At 44.0% G+C, this 19,664-nt stretch carries 13 protein-coding genes; 3 read left to right on the forward strand and 10 right to left on the reverse strand.

Annotated features, from left to right (window positions below; genetic code table 11):
• Positions 1-322: 322 nt before the first annotated feature.
• The 3 genes from FCV43_RS05175 to FCV43_RS05185 all read left to right on the forward strand — a co-directional run bounded on the left by FCV43_RS05175 (position 323) and on the right by FCV43_RS05185 (position 4,689).
• Complete coding sequence (locus FCV43_RS05175; RefSeq protein ID WP_017051161.1) at positions 323-1,291, forward strand: TAXI family TRAP transporter solute-binding subunit; 969 nt, start codon at positions 323-325, stop codon at positions 1,289-1,291.
• 284 nt (positions 1,292-1,575) lie between these two features.
• Positions 1,576-4,155: a TRAP transporter permease gene (locus FCV43_RS05180; protein ID WP_136994196.1), complete on the forward strand. Its 2,580-nt coding sequence runs from the start codon at positions 1,576-1,578 to the stop codon at positions 4,153-4,155.
• A gap of 93 nt (positions 4,156-4,248) precedes the next feature.
• Positions 4,249-4,689, forward strand: coding sequence for a universal stress protein (locus tag FCV43_RS05185; RefSeq protein ID WP_136994197.1), 441 nt, complete (start codon positions 4,249-4,251; stop codon positions 4,687-4,689).
• A 71-nt stretch (positions 4,690-4,760) separates the two neighbouring features.
• Here the strand turns inward: FCV43_RS05185 and FCV43_RS05190 are convergent, their stop codons facing one another.
• The 10 genes from FCV43_RS05190 to FCV43_RS05235 form a co-directional block, all read right to left on the reverse strand.
• Positions 4,761-5,498: a pseudouridine synthase gene (locus FCV43_RS05190; RefSeq protein ID WP_136994198.1), complete on the reverse strand. Its 738-nt coding sequence runs from the start codon at positions 5,496-5,498 to the stop codon at positions 4,761-4,763.
• Positions 5,499-5,622: 124 nt separating this feature from the next.
• Positions 5,623-8,532, reverse strand: coding sequence for an RNA polymerase-associated protein RapA (gene rapA / locus FCV43_RS05195; protein ID WP_017051165.1), 2,910 nt, complete (start codon positions 8,530-8,532; stop codon positions 5,623-5,625).
• A 284-nt stretch (positions 8,533-8,816) separates the two neighbouring features.
• The gene (gene tldD, locus FCV43_RS05200; RefSeq protein WP_017051166.1) at positions 8,817-10,262 is read right to left on the reverse strand and encodes a metalloprotease TldD; all 1,446 of its coding nucleotides are present in this window, start codon (positions 10,260-10,262) and stop codon (positions 8,817-8,819) included.
• Positions 10,263-10,279: 17 nt separating this feature from the next.
• Complete coding sequence (locus tag FCV43_RS05205; RefSeq protein ID WP_136994199.1) at positions 10,280-11,095, reverse strand: carbon-nitrogen hydrolase family protein; 816 nt, start codon at positions 11,093-11,095, stop codon at positions 10,280-10,282.
• Between the two features lie 38 nt (positions 11,096-11,133).
• Entirely contained in the window at positions 11,134-15,009 is a 3,876-nt protein-coding gene (locus tag FCV43_RS05210; RefSeq protein WP_136994200.1) for a YhdP family protein, read from the reverse strand.
• A 10-nt stretch (positions 15,010-15,019) separates the two neighbouring features.
• Positions 15,020-16,489, reverse strand: a complete 1,470-nt coding sequence (rng, locus tag FCV43_RS05215) for a ribonuclease G (protein ID WP_017051169.1) — start codon at positions 16,487-16,489, stop codon at positions 15,020-15,022.
• A 20-nt stretch (positions 16,490-16,509) separates the two neighbouring features.
• Positions 16,510-17,079, reverse strand: coding sequence for a Maf family protein (locus tag FCV43_RS05220; RefSeq protein ID WP_017051170.1), 570 nt, complete (start codon positions 17,077-17,079; stop codon positions 16,510-16,512).
• Positions 17,080-17,083: 4 nt separating this feature from the next.
• Positions 17,084-17,572 (reverse strand): rod shape-determining protein MreD, encoded by a 489-nt coding sequence (gene mreD / locus FCV43_RS05225; protein WP_017051171.1) that lies wholly within the window; start codon positions 17,570-17,572, stop codon positions 17,084-17,086.
• Positions 17,562-18,518, reverse strand: a complete 957-nt coding sequence (mreC, locus tag FCV43_RS05230; protein ID WP_136994201.1) for a rod shape-determining protein MreC — start codon at positions 18,516-18,518, stop codon at positions 17,562-17,564. The genes mreD and mreC overlap by 11 nt, the downstream gene beginning before the upstream one ends.
• A gap of 65 nt (positions 18,519-18,583) precedes the next feature.
• Positions 18,584-19,627, reverse strand: coding sequence for a rod shape-determining protein (locus tag FCV43_RS05235; RefSeq protein WP_017051173.1), 1,044 nt, complete (start codon positions 19,625-19,627; stop codon positions 18,584-18,586).
• Positions 19,628-19,664: the final 37 nt, after the last annotated feature.

The raw sequence follows: 19,664 nt of genomic DNA on the forward strand, positions 1-19,664 counted from the left end.
ATTTGATTCTTATATAGGTCACTGTGAGACTCTTTCGCTGTGACCTAGATCACATCTTACGCTATTCATCTCCTAGTCTCATGCTAAATTCAAGTTATTGATTTTCATCGAATTTCAACATCGCATTTCTGCTATTTTCTTGTTATACACTTAGACTATTTAGCTATAACTTTTAACATTCTTGTAATTATCTACCAATTTTTTGCTATTATTCAGCCTCTTTTTCAACCGATGGATTGAAAAAGGTGCCGTTTTTAGATAGGAAACTCCAGAAGCAGCTACACTTGTTTCAGGACTAACAATGAATAAGGAAGGAAAATTCATGGCATTTAACAAACTTGTTAAAGTCAGCGCTATTGCAGCTGCAGTAATTGGTGCTGGTGCAGTTAACGCACAAGAGTTCATCACAATTGGTACAGGTTCAGTAACTGGTGTTTACTACCCTACTGGCGGTGCTATTTGTAAATTAGTGAACAAAGGTCGTAAAGAGCACAACATTCGTTGTTCAGTAGAATCTACTGGTGGCTCAATTTACAACGTTAACACTATGCGTGCGGGTGAGCTTGATTTTGGTGTTGTTCAGTCTGACTGGCAGTTCCACGGCTACAACGGTACAAGTAAATTTGCAGAACAAGGTCCGTACAAAAAACTGCGTGCAATGTTCTCTCTTCACACAGAACCATTCAACATCATTGCTCGTTCAGATGCTGGTATCGAAGGCGTTGCTGATCTAAAAGGTAAGCGTGTAAACATCGGTAACCCAGGTTCTGGTGATCGCGCAACAATGGGCGTTGTCATGGATGCGATGGGCTGGACAAACGACAGCTTCAAACTAGCGTCTGAACTTAAAGGTTCTGAGCGTTCACAAGCTCTATGTGATAATAAAATTGACGCATTCATCTACATGGTTGGCCACCCGAACGGATCAATCAAAGAAGCAACAACATCTTGTGATGCGAAGCTAGTTCCAGCTACGGGTCCTCAAATTGACAAGATTGTTGCTGACAACCCTTACTACGCCTACAGCAATGTACCTGCAGGTATGTATCGCGGTACAGAAGATGACGTAAACAGTTTTGGTGTTGCCGCTACGATGGTAACAACGACGGACGTTCCTGATGAAGTTGCTTACAATGTTGCAAAAGCAGTATTTGAAAACTTTAGCACTTTCAAACGCCTTCACCCTGCGTTTGCAAACCTGAAGAAAGAAGATATGGTTAAAGCAGGTCTATCTATCCCTCTTCACCCAGGTGCAGTTAAATACTACAAAGAAGTCGGTCTTTTGAAATAATTGTTTCAAACTATTGTCTAATATAAGGAGGCTCCAGCCTCCTTATTTGTTTACTCCGCATGATGAATGCTGAGATGTTTTTGCCAATTCAATCCCAATTACTATAACGGCAAAACATAACCACTTTTGGTTTTCTAAATTTGAAAAACCAACCTTCGTAATAACCCAAGACAAGTCGATACTCAGAGCAAGTTTTCATCTATTTACTACACTGATAGGTGCTCAATAGAACTCTAAGTCGAAGAACGATGAGTCTAGACCATCAAGAAATAAGGATAAAGTACATGACGCAGACAAACACACCGTCTCCAGATGTGCAAGAAATGGTGGCCCAATCCGACACCGGAGCGCGTAATCCGAGCGGTCTTTCTGGGAGAATTTTATGGTTTGTACCACTCTGTTGGTCGCTATTCCAACTTTGGTACGCATCGCCACTGCCATTTATTTTTGATTTTGCCGTGCTTAATGACACTCAAGCACGCTCGATCCATCTCACTTTTGCTATTTTCTTGGCGTTCACCGCCTACCCTGCAATGAAAAATTCACCGCGAGATAGCATTCCCGCGGTCGATTGGTTACTAGCCCTAGCAGGTAGTTTTTCAGCGGCTTATATCTACCTTTTTTATAGCGAATTAGCCGACCGTTCAGGCGCACCGACGACTTTTGATATCGTTGCTGCCGTTACAGGAATGGTTCTACTTTTAGAAGCCACTCGTCGAGCTTTAGGTCCACCGTTAATGGTGGTAGCAGCTGTATTCCTACTGTACACATTTGGCGGCCCTCACATGCCAGATGTTATCGCTCATAAAGGGGCAAGCTTGAATAAAGCAATGTCTCACCTATGGCTAACCACTGAAGGTGTATTTGGCGTAGCGCTCGGTGTTTCAACCTCTTTTGTATTCCTATTCGTTCTTTTTGGCGCGATGCTAGAGCGAGCGGGTGCAGGTGCATACTTCATTAAAGTGGCCTTCTCACTGCTTGGTCATATGCGTGGCGGACCAGCAAAAGCGGCCGTTGTCGCTTCTGGTTTATCCGGTCTTGTTTCTGGCTCTTCAATTGCAAACGTAGTCACCACTGGTACGTTTACGATCCCATTAATGAAACGTGTCGGGTTTTCTGGCGAGAAAGCGGGAGCAGTTGAAGTTGCCGCATCCACAAACGGGCAATTAACACCACCAATCATGGGTGCAGCAGCATTCTTAATGGTGGAATACGTGGGTATTTCTTACGTAGAAGTGATCAAAGCAGCTCTACTTCCAGCACTAATTTCTTACATTGCGCTTATCTACATTGTTCACTTAGAAGCCTGTAAAGCCGGCATGACCGGGTTACCTCGTCGCCACACACCAACAATTATCCAAAGCTTGCTCTCTTTCACCGGAACCATCCTTGGTTTATGTGTAATAAGTGCTGCGGTTTACTACGGCGTCGGTTGGACGAAAGATGTATTTGGCGCGGCAGCAACCCCGATTGTGACCGTTGCTTTATTACTCTCGTATGTGGCTCTGATCCGCGTATCCGCAAAGTATGCAGCGGAAGGTGGCATGGATATTAATGCTGAGCTAACTGAAGTACCCGATCCCGGCCCAACTGTGAAATCTGGTTTGCACTTTCTGTTACCTATTGTTGTTCTAGTCTGGTGTTTAACCGTTGAGCGTTTTTCTCCTGGGTTATCTGCATTCTGGGCAACCGTGTTCATGATTTTCATCTTGATCACTCAACGTCCATTAATTGCTCTAATGTCTAAAACGGGTGATATCAATGAGCAAGTAAAAGCCGGATTCATCGATCTACTCGAAAGCTTAGTCTCTGGTGCTCGTAATATGATCGGTATTGGTGTCGCAACTGCCGCTGCGGGTACGGTTGTCGGTGTTGTAACGCTGACTGGTATCGGCTTAGTCATGACCGATTTTGTTGAGTTCATCTCTGGCGGAAGCATCATTTTAATGCTGCTATTTACTGCGGTTATTAGCTTAGTGCTGGGCATGGGGTTGCCTACCACGGCAAACTACATCGTTGTGTCTACTTTGATGGCGCCAGTAATTGTGACTTTAGGTGCCGCTCACGGGCTGATCATTCCACTCATTGCGGTCCACCTATTTGTGTTCTATTTCGGGATATTAGCCGATGATACGCCACCTGTAGGTTTAGCTGCGTTCGCGGCTGCTGCGATTGCAAAATCAGACCCAATTCGAACCGGTATTCAAGGTTTTACCTACGATATTAGAACGGCCATTCTTCCATTTATGTTCGTGTTTAATACGCAACTCCTCTTGATGGGCATTGATACATGGTGGCATTTAGCGTTAACCATCTTCTCATCTGTCGTTGCAATGTTGATTTTCTCGGCCGCAACACAAGGTTGGTGGTTTACACGTAATAAATGGTGGGAAACCGTCCTATTATTAGCACTAACGTTCACCTTCTTCCGTCCTGGTTTTTGGTGGGACATGGTTTACCCTGCAAAAGTTCTTTCGCCAGGAGTTGAGATAGCTCAAATTACTGAAAAACTAAATGTAGGACAATCACTTGAGCTGAGAGTTGCTGGTGAAAACCTTGAAGGCGACTACTCTGAGAAAACGGTTCGCCTACCATTTGATGATTACGCGGTAAGCGCAGAAGAGCGAATTTCGTCCATGGGCCTAATGCTAAATCAGGTTGATGGCAAAATGATTGTTGATATGGTTGAGTTTGGTAGCCCTGCGGAGTCTTCTGGTATTGATTTCGATTGGGAGATTAAATCCATTATTCAAGATGCAGATAGACCGATGAAAGAGTGGGTTTTTGTTCCAGCCCTACTTCTTCTTATTGGACTAGGCTTAAACCAACGTAGACGCGCTCGTAAGGATGTACTAAGCGCTTAATAGAGAAAGTGGTACTATCGGCTTTCTTACTGGAAAGGATATTGGCGGCAGCTAGCGATTAGCGTTAGCTGCACAATTTAAAGAGAATAAATAATGTATAAACAAATCCTTGTTCCTGTCGATTTAAATGATAAAGGCTTTTCAGATAAAGCCGTTGAGTTAGCGGTTTGGCATGCGAAACACTCTAACGCTGAAGTTCACCTATTGAATGTTTTACCTGGCATTCATATGTCTATGGTCGCGACTTACTTCCCTAAAGATGCGGCTCACAAGATGAAGCTAGATGTTAAAAGCCAGCTGAAAGCTTTTGCTGATCAACATATCGATGATGAAGTTATCTACAAAGTTCATGTTGCTGAAGGAAAACCATACTCAACCATCCTTGAGTATGCAGCAAAACTTGGTGCCGACTTAATCATTATGCCAAGCCATAAACGGTCAAGAATGGACAAAGTCGTACTAGGATCGGTGGCGAGTAAAGTCGTGCAAAACTCACCTATCAATGTGTTAGTGGTAAAACCGCAGAACTCGTAACATGATCTCTATCGATATAAGATCGATTCAGATTTCTATAGAAAACGGCCATTCAATGAATGGCCGTTTTTTTAATTTTTAGGCAAGGTTTTGTAGTCTGGTAAGCACTCACTTGCTTCAAAATGTTGCAGAACTTGAGGCTCAACCTCTGGATAGAAATCGCATGGCACAAACGCCGTAAACAATTTTTCGGTGGCGGGATGATAAAAACTCAGCTCACAAGCATGCAGCGCTAATCTATCAGAGAAAGTTAGCGCCTCACCTGACGAGTAAAACTCATCGCCGACAATTGAATGCCCGATTTCCATCGCATGAACACGTAATTGATGTGAACGACCAGTGATAGGAAGTAACCTCAATAAGGTCGTTTTCTCTTCGCGCTTGGCCACTTGGTAGCGCGTTTTCGATGGCTTTCCATTCTCATAACAAACCTTCTGCCTTGGTCTATTCGGCCAGTCACAGATGAGCGGAAGATCAATCTCGCCTTGTTCCTCTTCGACTAATCCCCATACACGTGCGTAATATATTTTGTGAGTTAAGCGGTATTGAAACTGTTTCTTCAATGAACGCTCAGCTTCTTTATGCATGGCGAAAAGCATTAAACCCGATGTCGACATATCGAGTCGATGCACCACCTGTATCTCTGGGTATTCAGCGACTAAACGGCTCCACATACTATCATAATGCTCAGGCGCCCTACCGGGTACGGAAAGCAATCCCGATGGCTTATTGGCGACCAGAATATCATTATCTTGATACACAATATCAATCCAAGGTTCTGTCGGGGGAGTGTATTCAATCATCGCCATTGTGACATCTCATTTAGTAAAAAAGAAAAACTCGATTTAGTCTAAAAACTAAATCGAGCTCTATCATGCTATCTCTTTATCAGGCTCATTGGTCGCTCAATATCACCCTCAAGAATAAACAATATTAGTTGTGGCTTACCACTATCATGCGTAATGAATCGAGCTGCACTTGGGCTTTACCAATGTATCCCGTTAACTCTTGAATTTGCGTTTCAATCGCTTCAAGCTCTTCATCTCGGATATTTGGGTTTACCGCTTTAAGTGCCTGTAAACGCTCTAGCTCACCATTAAGGTTAGACTGCATATCTTGCTGAGCCTGCTCACGGATCGCTTCTACACGCTCTACAACTTGAGCTTCCCCTAATGAAATAAGCTTATAGACATCATTTTGAACCGATGCCACCAGCTTGCTGCCTAAATGGCGGTTTACTGGGCTAAGTTGACGGTTAAAGCTTTCAAATTCGACTTGTGCAGACAGGTCATTACCACGTGCATCCATCATTAAACGGATTGGCGTTGGCGGTAAGAAGCGACTGATGCCACTGCGTTTTGGTGCTTGAGCATCAACAAGATAGATAAGCTCTAGCAAGATCGTACCAACAGGCAACGCTTTATTCTTCAGTAAAGAGACCGCTGACGTACCGACACCTTCACTCATCAATAGATCGATACCACCTTGAATCATTGGGTGTTCCCAGCTGATAAAGTTCATATCTTCACGAGACAATGCGGTTTCACGATCAAACGTGATCGTCGCGCCTTCATAAGGCAGCCCAGGGTAGCTCGGCACCATCATATGTTCAGATGGCGTCACAACCAGTGCGTTTTCACCTTTATCATCTTGGTTTAGGCCGATGGTATCGAATAAGCTCAAAGCAAAAGTGATCAAGCCAGTATCGCCATCGGTTGACGCGATCTTATTGACGATCTCTTGCGCTTTCTCGCCACCATTCGAGTGCATCTCAAGTAGACGGTCACGACCTTGTTCTAGCTGAGATTTCAACTCTTTGTTCATCTTCGCCGACTCATCAATGATTTCATCTAACTGCTCAGTGTTACCTGTCGCTAGCATATCGATCAATGTCGCTGCGTATTTGTCGTATACCGCGCGTCCTGTCGGGCACGTTTCAGAAAATGCACCAAGGCCTTCATCAAACCAACGCGCAAGAATCGCTTGAGAAGTCCCTTTTAGGTAAGGCACATAAATATCGATATCGCGCTCCTGGCCAATACGATCTAAACGGCCAATGCGCTGCTCTAACAGATCGGGATTAAATGGAAGATCAAACATCACCAATTGGTTAGCAAACTGGAAGTTACGACCTTCAGAACCGATTTCACTACAGATCAGAACTTGGGCGCCACCCTCTTCTTGAGCGAAATATGCAGCCGCTTTGTCACGTTCGATGATTGACATGCCTTCATGGAAAACAGTCGCTCTAATGCCTTCACGTTCGCGTAGTGCTTGCTCAAGTTGTAATGCCGTACTTGCACGAGAAGCAATGACTAACACCTTCTCACTGCGCTTCTCTTTAACTTTCTCTAATAACCAGTTAACGCGAGAATCGAACTGCCACCAAGATGCATCTTCCCCTTCAAATTCTTGGAAGATCTCTTCAGGGTAGAGCATTTTCATTGCACGAGCTTCAGGAGGCATTTTGCCACCGATCATGCCAGATACGCGCATTGATGTGGTGTACTGAGATGGAATATCCATTGGTAGCAAGTGAACATTACGCTCTGGGAAGCCTTTAATTGCCGCACGAGTGTTACGGAACAGTACTCGCCCCGTACCGTGGCGATCCATTAAGTTGTCAATCAACTCTTGGCGTGCTGCGGCTTTCTCTTCTTCGTCACTGTCACTTTCGATAATACGGAACAGAGGTTCTACATCTTGCTCTGATAGCAGTTCTGTAATCTGATTCTTCGCGCTATTTTCTAATTTGATACCCGAAAACAGTGCCGTTACTGAATCGGCAACTGGTGCGTATTGATCTTCTTCGGTGACAAAGGTTTGATAATCATAAAAACGATCAGGATCAAGCAAGCGTAGACGAGCAAAATGGCTTTCTCGACCGAGTTGTTCCGGCGTCGCGGTTAATAGCAGTACGCCTGGAGTGCGATCAGCAAGCCCTTCAACCACTTGATATTGGCGACTCGGTTTGTCTTCGCTCCACTCTAAGTGATGCGCTTCATCCACGACTAATAGATCCCACTCACCTTCTAATGCTTGCTCATAACGCTTACGACTCTTACGTAGGAAGTCTAATGAGCAAAGAACATATTGCTGGGTATCAAATGGGTTGTCTGATTCAGCAAAGGCTTCAATGCAGCGCTCTTCATCAAAGATAGAGAAGTGCAGGTTAAAACGACGCATCATTTCAACGAGCCACTGATGCTGCAATGTTTCTGGAACAACAATAAGAATACGTTCAGCACGACCAGACAACACTTGTTGGTGAATGATCATACCCGCTTCGATGGTTTTACCTAAGCCCACTTCATCAGCCAGCAATACACGAGGAGCATGACGACGACCCACTTCGTGTGCGATGTAAAGTTGATGAGGGATCAGACCTGCACGCATACCACACAGGCCGCGCATTGGGCTCTTGTGCTGTTCAAACTGATTGCTCAACGCTCGGTAGCGCAGAACAAAGTTATCCATACGATCAATCTGACCAGCAAACAGTTTATCTTGAGGCTTGTTAAAGCGAATTTGGTTACTTAAGAAAATTTCGCGCAGTGCGATCTCTTCTTCGCCATTATCTTCGCGCTTACCGATATAGGTAAACAATCCTTTGTCTTCGATGACTTGTTCAACATTGAGAGACCAACCTTCTTGGCTTTCGACAACATCTCCAACGTTAAATGTTACTCGGGTTACGGGTGCTTCAGTTCGTGCGTACAAACGGTTCTCTTCTGAAGCGGCAAACATTAATGTCACTGTACGAGCATCCAATGCTACGACGGTACCTAAACCTAAATCGCTTTCCGTATCGCTAATCCAGCGTTGCCCCAAAGCAAATGTCATGAATTGACTACCTCATCTATTAAATGGAATTTGGTCTATTAATTTTAGCTATAAATCTTCTTTCTGTTGCCCATTTTAAAGGCAACATTCAATAATTCAGTACGAATGTTATAGGAACAGAAAAAGGTCGCTAATCTTACTTGATGCTGTGATTTAGGTCACGCCCAAACACTCATTATCTTGACTCTTTTTCTGTCTATTTTCTTACGCATTTACAAAAATGAGCGCCTAGTTACCTAGGCGCTCATTATCATCATTTATGGTGTTTACTGTTTAGCTAAATCTTACTCGGTACCACCAACGGTCAATGAATCCAGTTTCAATGTTGGCTGACCGACACCGACAGGTACACTTTGACCTGCTTTACCACAAACACCTACACCGCGATCTAAGCTCAGATCATTACCAACCATAGAGACTTGCTGCATTGCTTCAATACCAGAACCAATAAGCGTCGCACCTTTGACTGGGTGAGTAATTTTACCGTCTTCAATCATGTAAGCTTCTGATGCAGAGAAAACAAATTTACCTGAAGTGATATCCACTTGACCACCACCAAAGTTCGGAGCGTAAATGCCTCGCTTCACTGTCGAGATGATCTCTTCTGGGCTGTGCTCACCCGGCAACATGTATGTGTTTGTCATGCGCGGCATTGGTAGATGAGCATAAGACTCACGACGTCCGTTACCTGTTGGTGCAACACCCATTAAGCGAGCGTTCAATTTATCTTGCATGTAGCCTTTGAGTACGCCGTTTTCAATCAGTGTATTGTATTGGCCATTGACACCTTCATCATCCACATTGAGTGATCCACGAAGATCTTTCAGCGTGCCATCATCCACAATCGTGCAAAGCTTTGACGTGACCTGTTCGCCAACTTTACCAGAGAATACCGATGATTCTTTACGGTTAAAGTCACCTTCTAGTCCGTGACCCACCGCTTCATGTAACAAGACACCTGGCCAACCAGAACCTAATACCACTGGCATTGCGCCTGCTGGTGCGGCAATCGCTTCAAGGTTCACTAGCGCTTGACGAATCGCTTCATCAGCATATTGATAAGCGATCTGAGTTCCGTTTTCATCACCTAAGAAGAAATCATAACCAAAGCGGCCACCACCGCCTGAGCTACCACGCTCGCGACGATCACCTTTTTGCGCCAACACGCTGATAGACAAACGAACTAGTGGGCGAATATCACCCGCATAAGTCCCATCCGTTGCGGCAACTAGCATCTGCTCGTGCACACCACTCAAACTAATTGAAACCTCTTGAACCATCGGTTCTTTAGTACGGATATACGCATCTAACGCTTGTAATAGCTCTGTTTTTTGCTGCTTCTGCCAACACTCTAATGGGTTCGTTGCGCCGTAATACGCTTGGTTTGAGCTACGCTTAAATGCTTGAACCTGACCATTTTGACCTTGTTGAGCAATACCACGTGCCGCAATGGCACTCTGCTTTAAGCCATCAAGCTGAATTTGGTCCGAGTATGCGAAACCCGTTTTTTCTCCAGAGACTGCGCGAACACCTACACCACAATCAATGTTAAAAGAACCATCTTTGATGATGCTGTCTTCTAGTACTAGAGATTCATGCCAGCTTGATTGAAAGTAAATATCTGCGTAATCAATTTGACGAGTCGCAATACTCGCAAGGGTGTCTGCAATATCTTGCTCAGTTAAACCAGTAGGGTTAAGTAGTGCTTCTTCAAGACGATTAATGGTCATATTTGGTTCTTATTATCCTAATAAAATTGATTACTAAAACGCGAGTGTTGGAGGATTGGCATTCGTTGCCTAATCGATTCTATTTGAGATAGATCGATCTCAACCACTAAGTTCTGCGCATGTTGGTCGAGTTGACGAGTGACTCTACCCCACGGATCTATCACCATAGAGTGCCCCCACGTTTCTCGACCGCAAGGATGAACTCCACCTTGCCCGGCAGCCACTATCCAACACTGATTTTCAATCGCTCTGCTTCTAAGTAACACCTCCCAGTGGGCATTACCCGTCACGGCTGTGAATGCAGCAGGAACGACAATTATTTGAGCACCTTTCCGCCTCAATTCTGAGTATAGATGTGAAAAACGCACATCATAACAAATACTCAAACCTAAACACCCAAATGGTGCCTCATGCGTGACCACTCTATCACCAGGAGTAAAGGTCTCAGATTCTCGATAACATTGGTGCTTATCGGCAACATCCACGTCAAACATATGCAGTTTATCGTAATGTGTCACCAGCGTACCAAAATCATCGAACACTAAAGTCGTGGTGGTGATACCTTTTTCCGTTCGAATCGGCATGCTTCCAATCACTAGCCATAGCTTAAATCGTCGAGCTAGTGATTGCAGTTTCTCCTGAATCGGTCCTTGATTCAGTGGCTCAGCATAACGATGGTAATCCTCTTTGCTACCAAAAATAATCGAATTTTCTGGTGTCAGGACCCAAGTAACCTTCTCTTGAGCGAACTTGTTTAGCTGATCTTCTATATGCTGCAAGTTAACCCAAGGATCCGCCCCTGATGTCATTTGAATGATTCCAACGTTACTCATAGCGATTCCTTTTGCTATTCAAACCTATATTTCAGTCTCTATTTTAATTTTTCCAACAGCTTCTCTGGTAGCTTAAATTCGCCTTTGCTCCGTGAAAGCTCTTTTACCACAGGTGAATCAAGCGGTCCCTTCACTTCATAATTTACTTGAGTGATTACCTCAACAACGGGTGAGATTACCGTGGTGATCGCAAGTACATAAAGCGCGGTTTGGGGCGTCACAGCGAAAGCGGTCAGTACCGGAATACCTGAGGTAATATCGGGCGTGAATTCTACTTCAGCATCAACCAACTGAGTGTTCAAATTCGCAAGGCCCTTAATATTCATCTCACCCGCGACCGCATCCATATTAATGTCATTGGTAACAAACACACCATCTTGGATTTTCCCGCTACCAGTGATGCTCGTAAATGCCATTCCTTTATCAAATACGTCACTAAAATCGAGTTTCATCTTACGGATGATTGAATCAAGGCTAAATAGACCGAGTAGGCGAGCAGCACCACCCACATCAGAAATCACCCCTTCGCCAAAGGTCAGATCAAGATTGCCTGACAAGGTATTCACTTGCATTGACCAAGGTGAACCATCCCATTCCGCTTGAGTGGTGATATCAAATGGAGCTTTTTGAATCCCGGTATCAACACCGAATCGCTCCATCAAATCGCTATTATTTTCGCCTTTAATATGGATATTTGTACTGGAGTGACTCACCTCATCTTTGAGTGTCCACCAGCCATCAATGTTCAGTTCATTCGTTCCACTGATCACTTGAACCTTTTTCCATTCAAGCCGATCATTTTGGCGTTGGAGATCAACGTTTACTTTACCTACGTTATAACCTTGCAGCCAAAAATCATTGATCACTAAGGTTAAGTTCGGCATCGCTTTATGGAATTTCCGTTCAAACTCTGAGATTAAAGGCCTCAGTTGTTTTGCTTTTTCTTCTTCCGGCGTTTTTTCTTCTAATACTTTATCAATAGCAGGAACATAGATGTGCAGTCTATCGAGGGATACACTCAGATCGTAAGGTTCAAGATAATTCACTCGACCTTCAATTTCTTGGCTCTCAACATCCATCTGCCAACCGAGGTTTTTTTTACGAGCACTAAAGTCCACATCATGCCATTCAAGGCCTGCAAATGTTAAAGCTTGGCTTTGTACTTTCAAACGTTTAGGCAACGGAATAATCGGGGTATTCATGGTATCAACCACTGATTTTGCACCGACGACAGGCTCATCAGCCACAGAAATCCACTCATCCAAATCAAACGTATCAGTACGAACAAGAACGTGGTGCCCAACGACAGGGCTAATTTTAAAGCCGCCATTCCCGAGCACTAAGTTAGTGGCGGTGAGTACTGGTGTATCATGAGTGATATCGATTTCTGCTTGGTACTTAGTATTAGGCAATTGCAAACGAGCGGTTATGGACTCTTGGTTACCTGACGCTTGTAAACTAGCTTTACCCTTATCTCCGGCAGATTTTGCTAACGGATATGGGTACTGGCTCTCTAAAGAAGTTAGGTTTGATTGCAAATCTAGCTGATAAGTAAATCCAACATCATTAAGTTGAAGGTCTACCCCAAGCTCCCAAGGTGCGTGGCCACTCAATCGCTTTAACCATCGTTGTCCAAGGTATGGCGTCAGTGGCTTCACATCCCAATCCCCTACCGCATCCAATTTTACGGCATAGCCTTGGCCTGCATTCTCACCGGTAAAATCAATGGATACCGGTTGATCTAAGATCTCACCGCCCAGTCCAGAAGCCATAATTACATCATCATCAAATTTAATTCGCCCCGTGACTTTTTCCAGAGTCATTGGTGGCGCAGCCATTTCTACGTGATTATTGTTTAAATCAGCAAAGCCCCATGCTCGTGTATCTTTGCCTTCATCAAATGGAATATTTAGCTTAAATTCGGACGATACCTTACCACTCACTTGAATCGCGGTAAGAGCAGCACCAACAGAGTCAACCAATGGCGAGGCTGTCATGTAATCCCGTACTGCATTTCCTGAAGCACTGACTTTCGCTTCAATTTCGATATGCCCGCCTTCTCCTAAATTTGGGATACGCCCTGTAATACGTTGCGCGTTGACTCCCATCAATTTTGCAGAACGTGAATCTAAGTGCATTGCCGCATTTTCAAACAGAAGGTCCAACTGCAAATTAGTCACAAGCGGCCAAGCGGTATCAAAACTAAACTTCGCATCTTCGAGACCAACCCAAGCTTGAAAGATGCCATCGTTTTTTTGATATGGATAATTGCCCAACTCTCCATACCACAACAATTTCGCAGTATGGGCTTTCCCTGCCTGAACCGCAGCAGAGAGATAATCTGTAAGGTCTTGTCCAAGTGCAAGAGTCGGTAAATAACGCCATGTTTGTCCTGCGTTATACACATCTGCTTCCGCATAAAAAGAGAGAAATGGACTAGCGTTATTCGGAAAATCCAGACGGAAAGCACCTAGTACTTGTAAATCCGGAGTCGCTGCGGTGACTTTATCTGCCCATAAACTCCAGCCGTCATCTAGGCGTTGCCACACCACATCAACCGCACCTTGCTTGATCACTAGTGGCGCTTGAAATACGTCCCCATAAGGGAGTTCATCATCGATAATTTGTAGTTTGGCTGTCGCTTGAGTTTTCGAACCTGCAATGGTGGCATTCGCATAGTTAACACCAGGAAGAAGTTCCCACTGCTTAATCGCACCATCAACTAATGAAGCTGAATAGGTTAAAGAGTCGGCGTCTTGCCCTTGTGCAATACGGATATCTTCAATTCGACCGCGTGGCGAAAGCTTATCTAGCAATTGCGTCATTTCTGTAGAATCAGGGAGCAATTTAGCCATAGGACTTAGCGTGGCAATATCAAGCTGTGAAACATTAAGTCGCCACTGTTCGGGTTGCCACTCAAATGCAATATCCAGTTCAGGCCATGGCGTGTCGTCAGTTCTAAGTTGAAGTGAGTGCCCATTAACTTGCCAACCTTTTTTCAACGGAGACAATTTAAATATGCCAGATTCAATAATTAGTTCGTGCTTTGAACCTTCCGTCCATGACAGTTCTGACGGAAGTACTTCAACATAAGCATCTACGGGTTTACTGCGATGTAATGTTATCCAACTATTTAAGCTCACTTTGCCTTGATCAATGCCCGTTTCTGTTTGTAGATAACGGGTTAACCATGGAGTCACTAATACGTTTTCAGCACTGACATAGAACTCCCCTGAGACAACTTGCAGCGATCCATGATCAATAAAGTTAGCACTTACCAACAATGAGTTAAGACTTGAGTCCGCGAGGCTCACTTCGCCTTCCACTTTGTGGTTTTTACCTTGGTTACGCCATTTCAGGTGACTAATATCAAGCTGACGCTCTTCACCTGAAACCGCTTGGTACTGCACCAAAGAGTTCGCCACGGTGAAATCTTCTAATTGGCGTAGCAGCAACGAATCCAGTTTTTGTATCACATTGGACTGCGGCGCTTTGGCCGAGTCGCTAGGAAGATTGTTACCCTCTTGCTGAACCAAACTGATCGAGCGAATATCTAAGTTCAACCCATTCAACGTGAGATCGGCGATAACTGGTTTAAGGTGAATCATCGATTGAATAAGATCGAATTCTATTTCGACTTCCTCAACAGAGAGATGATTCTCTTGCCCGGCTAAATTGGCATCTATATTTTTTAAGGAAATGGAGGGATGCGTGTTACGCCAAAAGCCGCTAACACCAGAAAGGGTGAATTCAAAACCAGATCCTTTACTCACCCAAGCTTCTATCTCAGATTTATGCTGATTTAGCTGAGGTAACGTAATGCGCAAGGCCGTAACAGTGATAGCAAGAACCACTAACACTGTTACTAATAACCACAATAAAATTCGCCATAAGCGTGTAAAAGTTGAACTCACAAAACTCTCATTACATCATAACAACATCGAATTGTTCTTGAATATACAGTGACTCAGCTTGAATGCGGACTTGCTTACCAATGAAGACTTCCAACTCAGCCAAAGCGTGTGACTCGTCACCTTCCAACGTTTCTGCGACGGCAGGTGAAGCATAAACCACAAATTTATCTGCATCATAAGCACGATTTACTCGCGTTATTTCACGTAAAATTTCAAAGCAGACAGTCTCGACAGTTTTCACTGAACCGCGACCTTCACAAGTAGGACAACTCGAACAAAGAATATGCTCAATGCTTTCTCGAGTTCGTTTACGAGTCATTTCAACCAAACCAAGTTGAGTAAAGCCGTTTATATTGGTTTTAACGCGATCTTTACTTAATGCCAACTCTAATGAATTCAATACTCGCTTACGGTGCTCTTCTGACATCATATCGATAAAATCAATAATAATGATCCCACCAAGGTTACGCAGACGCAATTGACGAGCAATAGCTTGAGTCGCTTCAACGTTAGTATTGAAAATCGTTTCTTCTAAGTTTCGACGACCAACAAATGCCCCCGTATTAATATCGACGGTAGTCATCGCTTCAGTTTGATCGATAATCAAATAACCGCCGGATTTAAGTTCCACTTTTCGGTCCAGTGAACGCTGAATTTCATTCTCAGTGTCATGCATATCAAAAATAGGCTTGTCACCTTCATACAGCTCTAATTTCGATGTTAGTTCAGGCACATACTCAGAAGTGAATTCTTTCAAGTATTCAAACTCTTGACGAGAATCGACTTGAATTTTGTCCAGTTCAGTGCCAACAAAATCACGTAAGATTCGTTGTGCTAAACCAAGCTCTCCATAAAGTGTAGTACGAGTTTTATATTTTGATTTACGTTCAATGATCTTCTGCCATAAACGTTTCAAAAACGCAGCGTCTTGAGACAGTTCTTTCGCATCAGCCCCTTCCGCAGCGGTGCGGATAATGAAACCACCGTGCTCATCACAATAGCGTGATACGACTTTTTTCAATCGACCACGCTCTGATTCACTTTCAATACGCTGAGATACGCCAACATGGCTCGCCCCCGGCATAAAGACAAGGTAACGAGAAGGTAAGGTAATATCGGTAGTAAGACGAGCACCTTTAGTACCAAGTGGGTCTTTCACCACCTGAACAACGATATCTTGGCCTTGGCGAACTAATTCAGAAATATCACGAACTTGGAACTGTTTTTTTTCATTTTCAGCGACGCATTCAGTATGCGGAACAATATCTGAAGCGTGCAAAAACGCCGCCTTTTCAAGGCCGATATCAACAAAAGCAGCCTGCATTCCTGGCAGAACACGGCTTACTTTGCCTTTATATATGTTTCCAACAATCCCACGACGAGCATCGCGTTCGACATGGACTTCTTGAAGAACTCCACCTTCTATCATGGCCACTCGAGTTTCACTCGGGGTCACATTTAATAGCAACTCAGCACTCATGAAGCGCACCTCAATGTAATTTATAAGAATTCGTGCAAGAGCTGGTCTGTTTCAAATAAAGGTAAACCGACAACGGCGTAATAACTTCCTTCTATACGGGTGACAAATCGCCCCCCTAAACCTTGTATTCCGTAACTTCCAGCTTTATCGCATGGTTCCCCTGACAACCAATATTGTTCTATTTCGTATTCAGTTAGGGGCTTGAACCATACATCAGTAGTCACCACTACTGACGATTGTTTAGTGTCTGTTACCACGCTAACCGCTGTCATCACTTGATGGCGATTAGCCGATAGTTTTAGCAACATGGATCTAGAATCAGAATAATCAACTGGCTTTTCTAATACTTGATTATTACAAACAACCACAGTATCAGAACCAATCACGATTGAGTCCGGTGCAGATAAACTTAACCCTGCCCGAGCTTTATCTTGAGACAAACGAAGAACATATTCGTATGGGCTTTCATGAGCTTGCTTCTCTTCTTTTATGTCCGCATTCACAATGCTGAACTGATAGCCAAGTTGCTCAAGTAGCTCTTTACGTCTTGGAGAGCCTGATGCCAGTACTAGGTTTATTTCATTGTGCATTAGACTATCTCACATGCCACTGACGACGAATTCGTCTCATTAGTAAAAACATCCATGGCCAAAGTATACAGTTAATCATACCTGCCCACAGAGATAATGGGTTAAACACGACATCTTGGATCAAATATTCACCAAAGAAGATCAATACTTGCATTAGAATCGTTAATAAACCGATGATTATGGCCTGTTGCCACAATGCCATATTCCTAATGACAAGAAAGTTCAATGCAATGATGTAGATGATGAGCGACATCATCATCCCTCGGATACCTAGAGTTGATCCAATCAATAAGTCCCAAAGTAGCCCTAAAACTAATGCGGTACCAACATTGACTCTATGTGGCAATGCGAGCACCCAATAACACGTCACGAGTAATAACCAAGATGGGCGTAATAAATCGAGGAGCCCAGGCCATGGAATAGTTTGTAGCACTAACGCAAAGATGAAAGAGGTACCAATCACGATTTTGCTTCTTAATACACTATTCGCCATTTTTAGCCTCTACTTTTACATCATCTTTCTTTGCTTCATCTTTCGCTATTGCGGCTTCATCTTGATGCTTAACCAGCTCCTTTGCCATACTTTCTGGGGCAGATTGCTGAACTTGAAGACGGCGCTCTTCATTCGGCCAAATCAAGAGTAAATACCTTAAGCGATCAAATTCAACTACAGGCTCGGCGGTAATGGCCGCAAACTCACGACGCATATCGTGTTCGACAGATGTCACATAGGCAACAGGATACCCTTCAGGATAAACACCACCTAAACCTGAAGTCACCAGAAAATCACCATTCTGAATGTCAGTACTGGTGGGTATATATTCAAGCTGAATTTGGTCTACTTTCCCGTTTCCAGAAGCGATCACTCGGATGTCATTACGTACCACTTGAACAGGGATGGCATTATTTGCATCAGTCAGTAGTAATACACGGCTATTATGAGCGGCAACAAACGTCACTTGACCGACAACACCTTTTTCATTCAGAACAGGTTGCCCTTCATATACACCATCAATCCGACCTTTATCGATCACGACTTGATGTCGGTAAGGAGACGTATCAACAGCCATCACTTCGGTTACCACCTTGCGCTCATCTCGAACGAAAGGAGAACCCAATAATTTCCGTAATCGCTGATTTTCTTCTTTATATTGATCCAATAAGATCAAGTCACTTTTGAGGCGCAAAACCTCTCGCTTCATTGCGTAACTATTCTCGATCAAACCTTGACGAGTATTCAAACGCTCATAGAAACCATCAAACATGACACGCGGTAAGTTAGCTGTATATTGAATAGGGGCAACAAGGCTATTGAGGAAGTAGCGGACACTTGAGAATGTGTCTAAACGACTATCAGCCAGCATAAGGCTGGCTGATAGAATTACAGCAAAAAACAAGCGCAGTTGTAGAGATGGGCCTCTACCAAAAATTGGCTTCATTTATATTTGGTCCTAGAATCTAGGTCCTAGGCACTAGAACATTTCTAGAACCTAGCACTAAACCGTTATTCTTCGCTGAACAGATCGCCACCATGCATGTCGATCATTTCTAGAGCTTTACCGCCACCAAGAGCAACACATGTTAATGGCTCTTCTGCAACGACAACTGGGATCCCAGTCTCTTCTGTTAATAAGCGATCAAGGTCTTTCAGTAGCGCACCGCCACCTGTTAGAACCATGCCATTTTCAGAGATATCAGAAGCCAGCTCAGGTGGGCATTGCTCTAACGCAACCATCACAGCTGAAACAATGCCGGATAGTGGCTCTTGCAGTGCTTCAAGGATTTCATTTGAGTTAAGTGTAAAGCTACGAGGAACACCTTCAGCAAGGTTACGACCACGCACTTCAATCTCTTCAACATCATCACCAGGATACGCTGAACCAATTTCATGCTTGATGCGTTCTGCCGTTGCTTCACCAATTAAGCTGCCGTAGTTACGACGAACATAGTTAATGATCGCTTCATCGAAACGGTCACCACCAATACGAACAGATGATGAGTACACCACACCATTCAGTGAAATTACCGCGACTTCTGTTGTACCGCCACCGATATCGATAACCATCGAACCTGTTGCTTCAGATACTCGAAGACCAGCACCAATCGCTGCGGCCATTGGTTCATCAATCAGGTAAACCTCACGAGCGCCCGCACCAAGTGCTGACTCACGAATAGCACGACGCTCAACCTGAGTAGAACCACAAGGTACACAAACCAAAACGCGTGGGCTTGGTTTAAGCACGCTATTATCGTGAACTTGTTTAATGAAGTGTTGTAGCATTTTTTCAGTTACGTAGAAGTCGGCGATCACACCATCTTTCATCGGACGAATTGCTGAAATATTACCGGGTGTACGACCTAGCATTTGCTTCGCTTCATGGCCGACAGCTGCAACACTCTTTGCTGATCCTGAACGGTCTTGACGAATTGCAACTACTGAAGGTTCATCGAGAACGATGCCTTGGCCTTTAACGTATATAAGTGTGTTGGCAGTACCTAAATCGATAGATAGGTCGTTTGAAAACATGCCACGAAGTTTTTTAAACATATTCTTCGCTCATCCTGCAAGAATTAGAAGACAAAAA

The organism is Vibrio genomosp. F6 (genome assembly GCF_005146325.1).
Lineage (GTDB): Bacteria > Pseudomonadota > Gammaproteobacteria > Enterobacterales > Vibrionaceae > Vibrio > Vibrio cortegadensis.

Excerpts from the sequence above, each read along its gene's own strand:
- FCV43_RS05175 (WP_017051161.1), top strand. The coding sequence starts at position 323 with ATGGCATTTAACAAACTTGTTAAAGTCAGCGCTATTGCAGCTGCAGTA.
- FCV43_RS05180 (WP_136994196.1), top strand. The coding sequence starts at position 1,576 with ATGACGCAGACAAACACACCGTCTCCAGATGTGCAAGAAATGGTGGCC.
- FCV43_RS05185 (WP_136994197.1), top strand. The coding sequence starts at position 4,249 with ATGTATAAACAAATCCTTGTTCCTGTCGATTTAAATGATAAAGGCTTT.
- FCV43_RS05190 (WP_136994198.1), bottom strand. The coding sequence starts at position 5,498 with ATGGCGATGATTGAATACACTCCCCCGACAGAACCTTGGATTGATATT.
- rapA (WP_017051165.1), bottom strand. The coding sequence starts at position 8,532 with ATGACATTTGCTTTGGGGCAACGCTGGATTAGCGATACGGAAAGCGAT.
- tldD (WP_017051166.1), bottom strand. The coding sequence starts at position 10,262 with ATGACCATTAATCGTCTTGAAGAAGCACTACTTAACCCTACTGGTTTA.
- FCV43_RS05205 (WP_136994199.1), bottom strand. The coding sequence starts at position 11,095 with ATGAGTAACGTTGGAATCATTCAAATGACATCAGGGGCGGATCCTTGG.
- rng (WP_017051169.1), bottom strand. The coding sequence starts at position 16,489 with ATGAGTGCTGAGTTGCTATTAAATGTGACCCCGAGTGAAACTCGAGTG.
- FCV43_RS05220 (WP_017051170.1), bottom strand. The coding sequence starts at position 17,079 with ATGCACAATGAAATAAACCTAGTACTGGCATCAGGCTCTCCAAGACGT.
- mreD (WP_017051171.1), bottom strand. The coding sequence starts at position 17,572 with ATGGCGAATAGTGTATTAAGAAGCAAAATCGTGATTGGTACCTCTTTC.
- mreC (WP_136994201.1), bottom strand. The coding sequence starts at position 18,518 with ATGAAGCCAATTTTTGGTAGAGGCCCATCTCTACAACTGCGCTTGTTT.
- FCV43_RS05235 (WP_017051173.1), bottom strand. The coding sequence starts at position 19,627 with ATGTTTAAAAAACTTCGTGGCATGTTTTCAAACGACCTATCTATCGAT.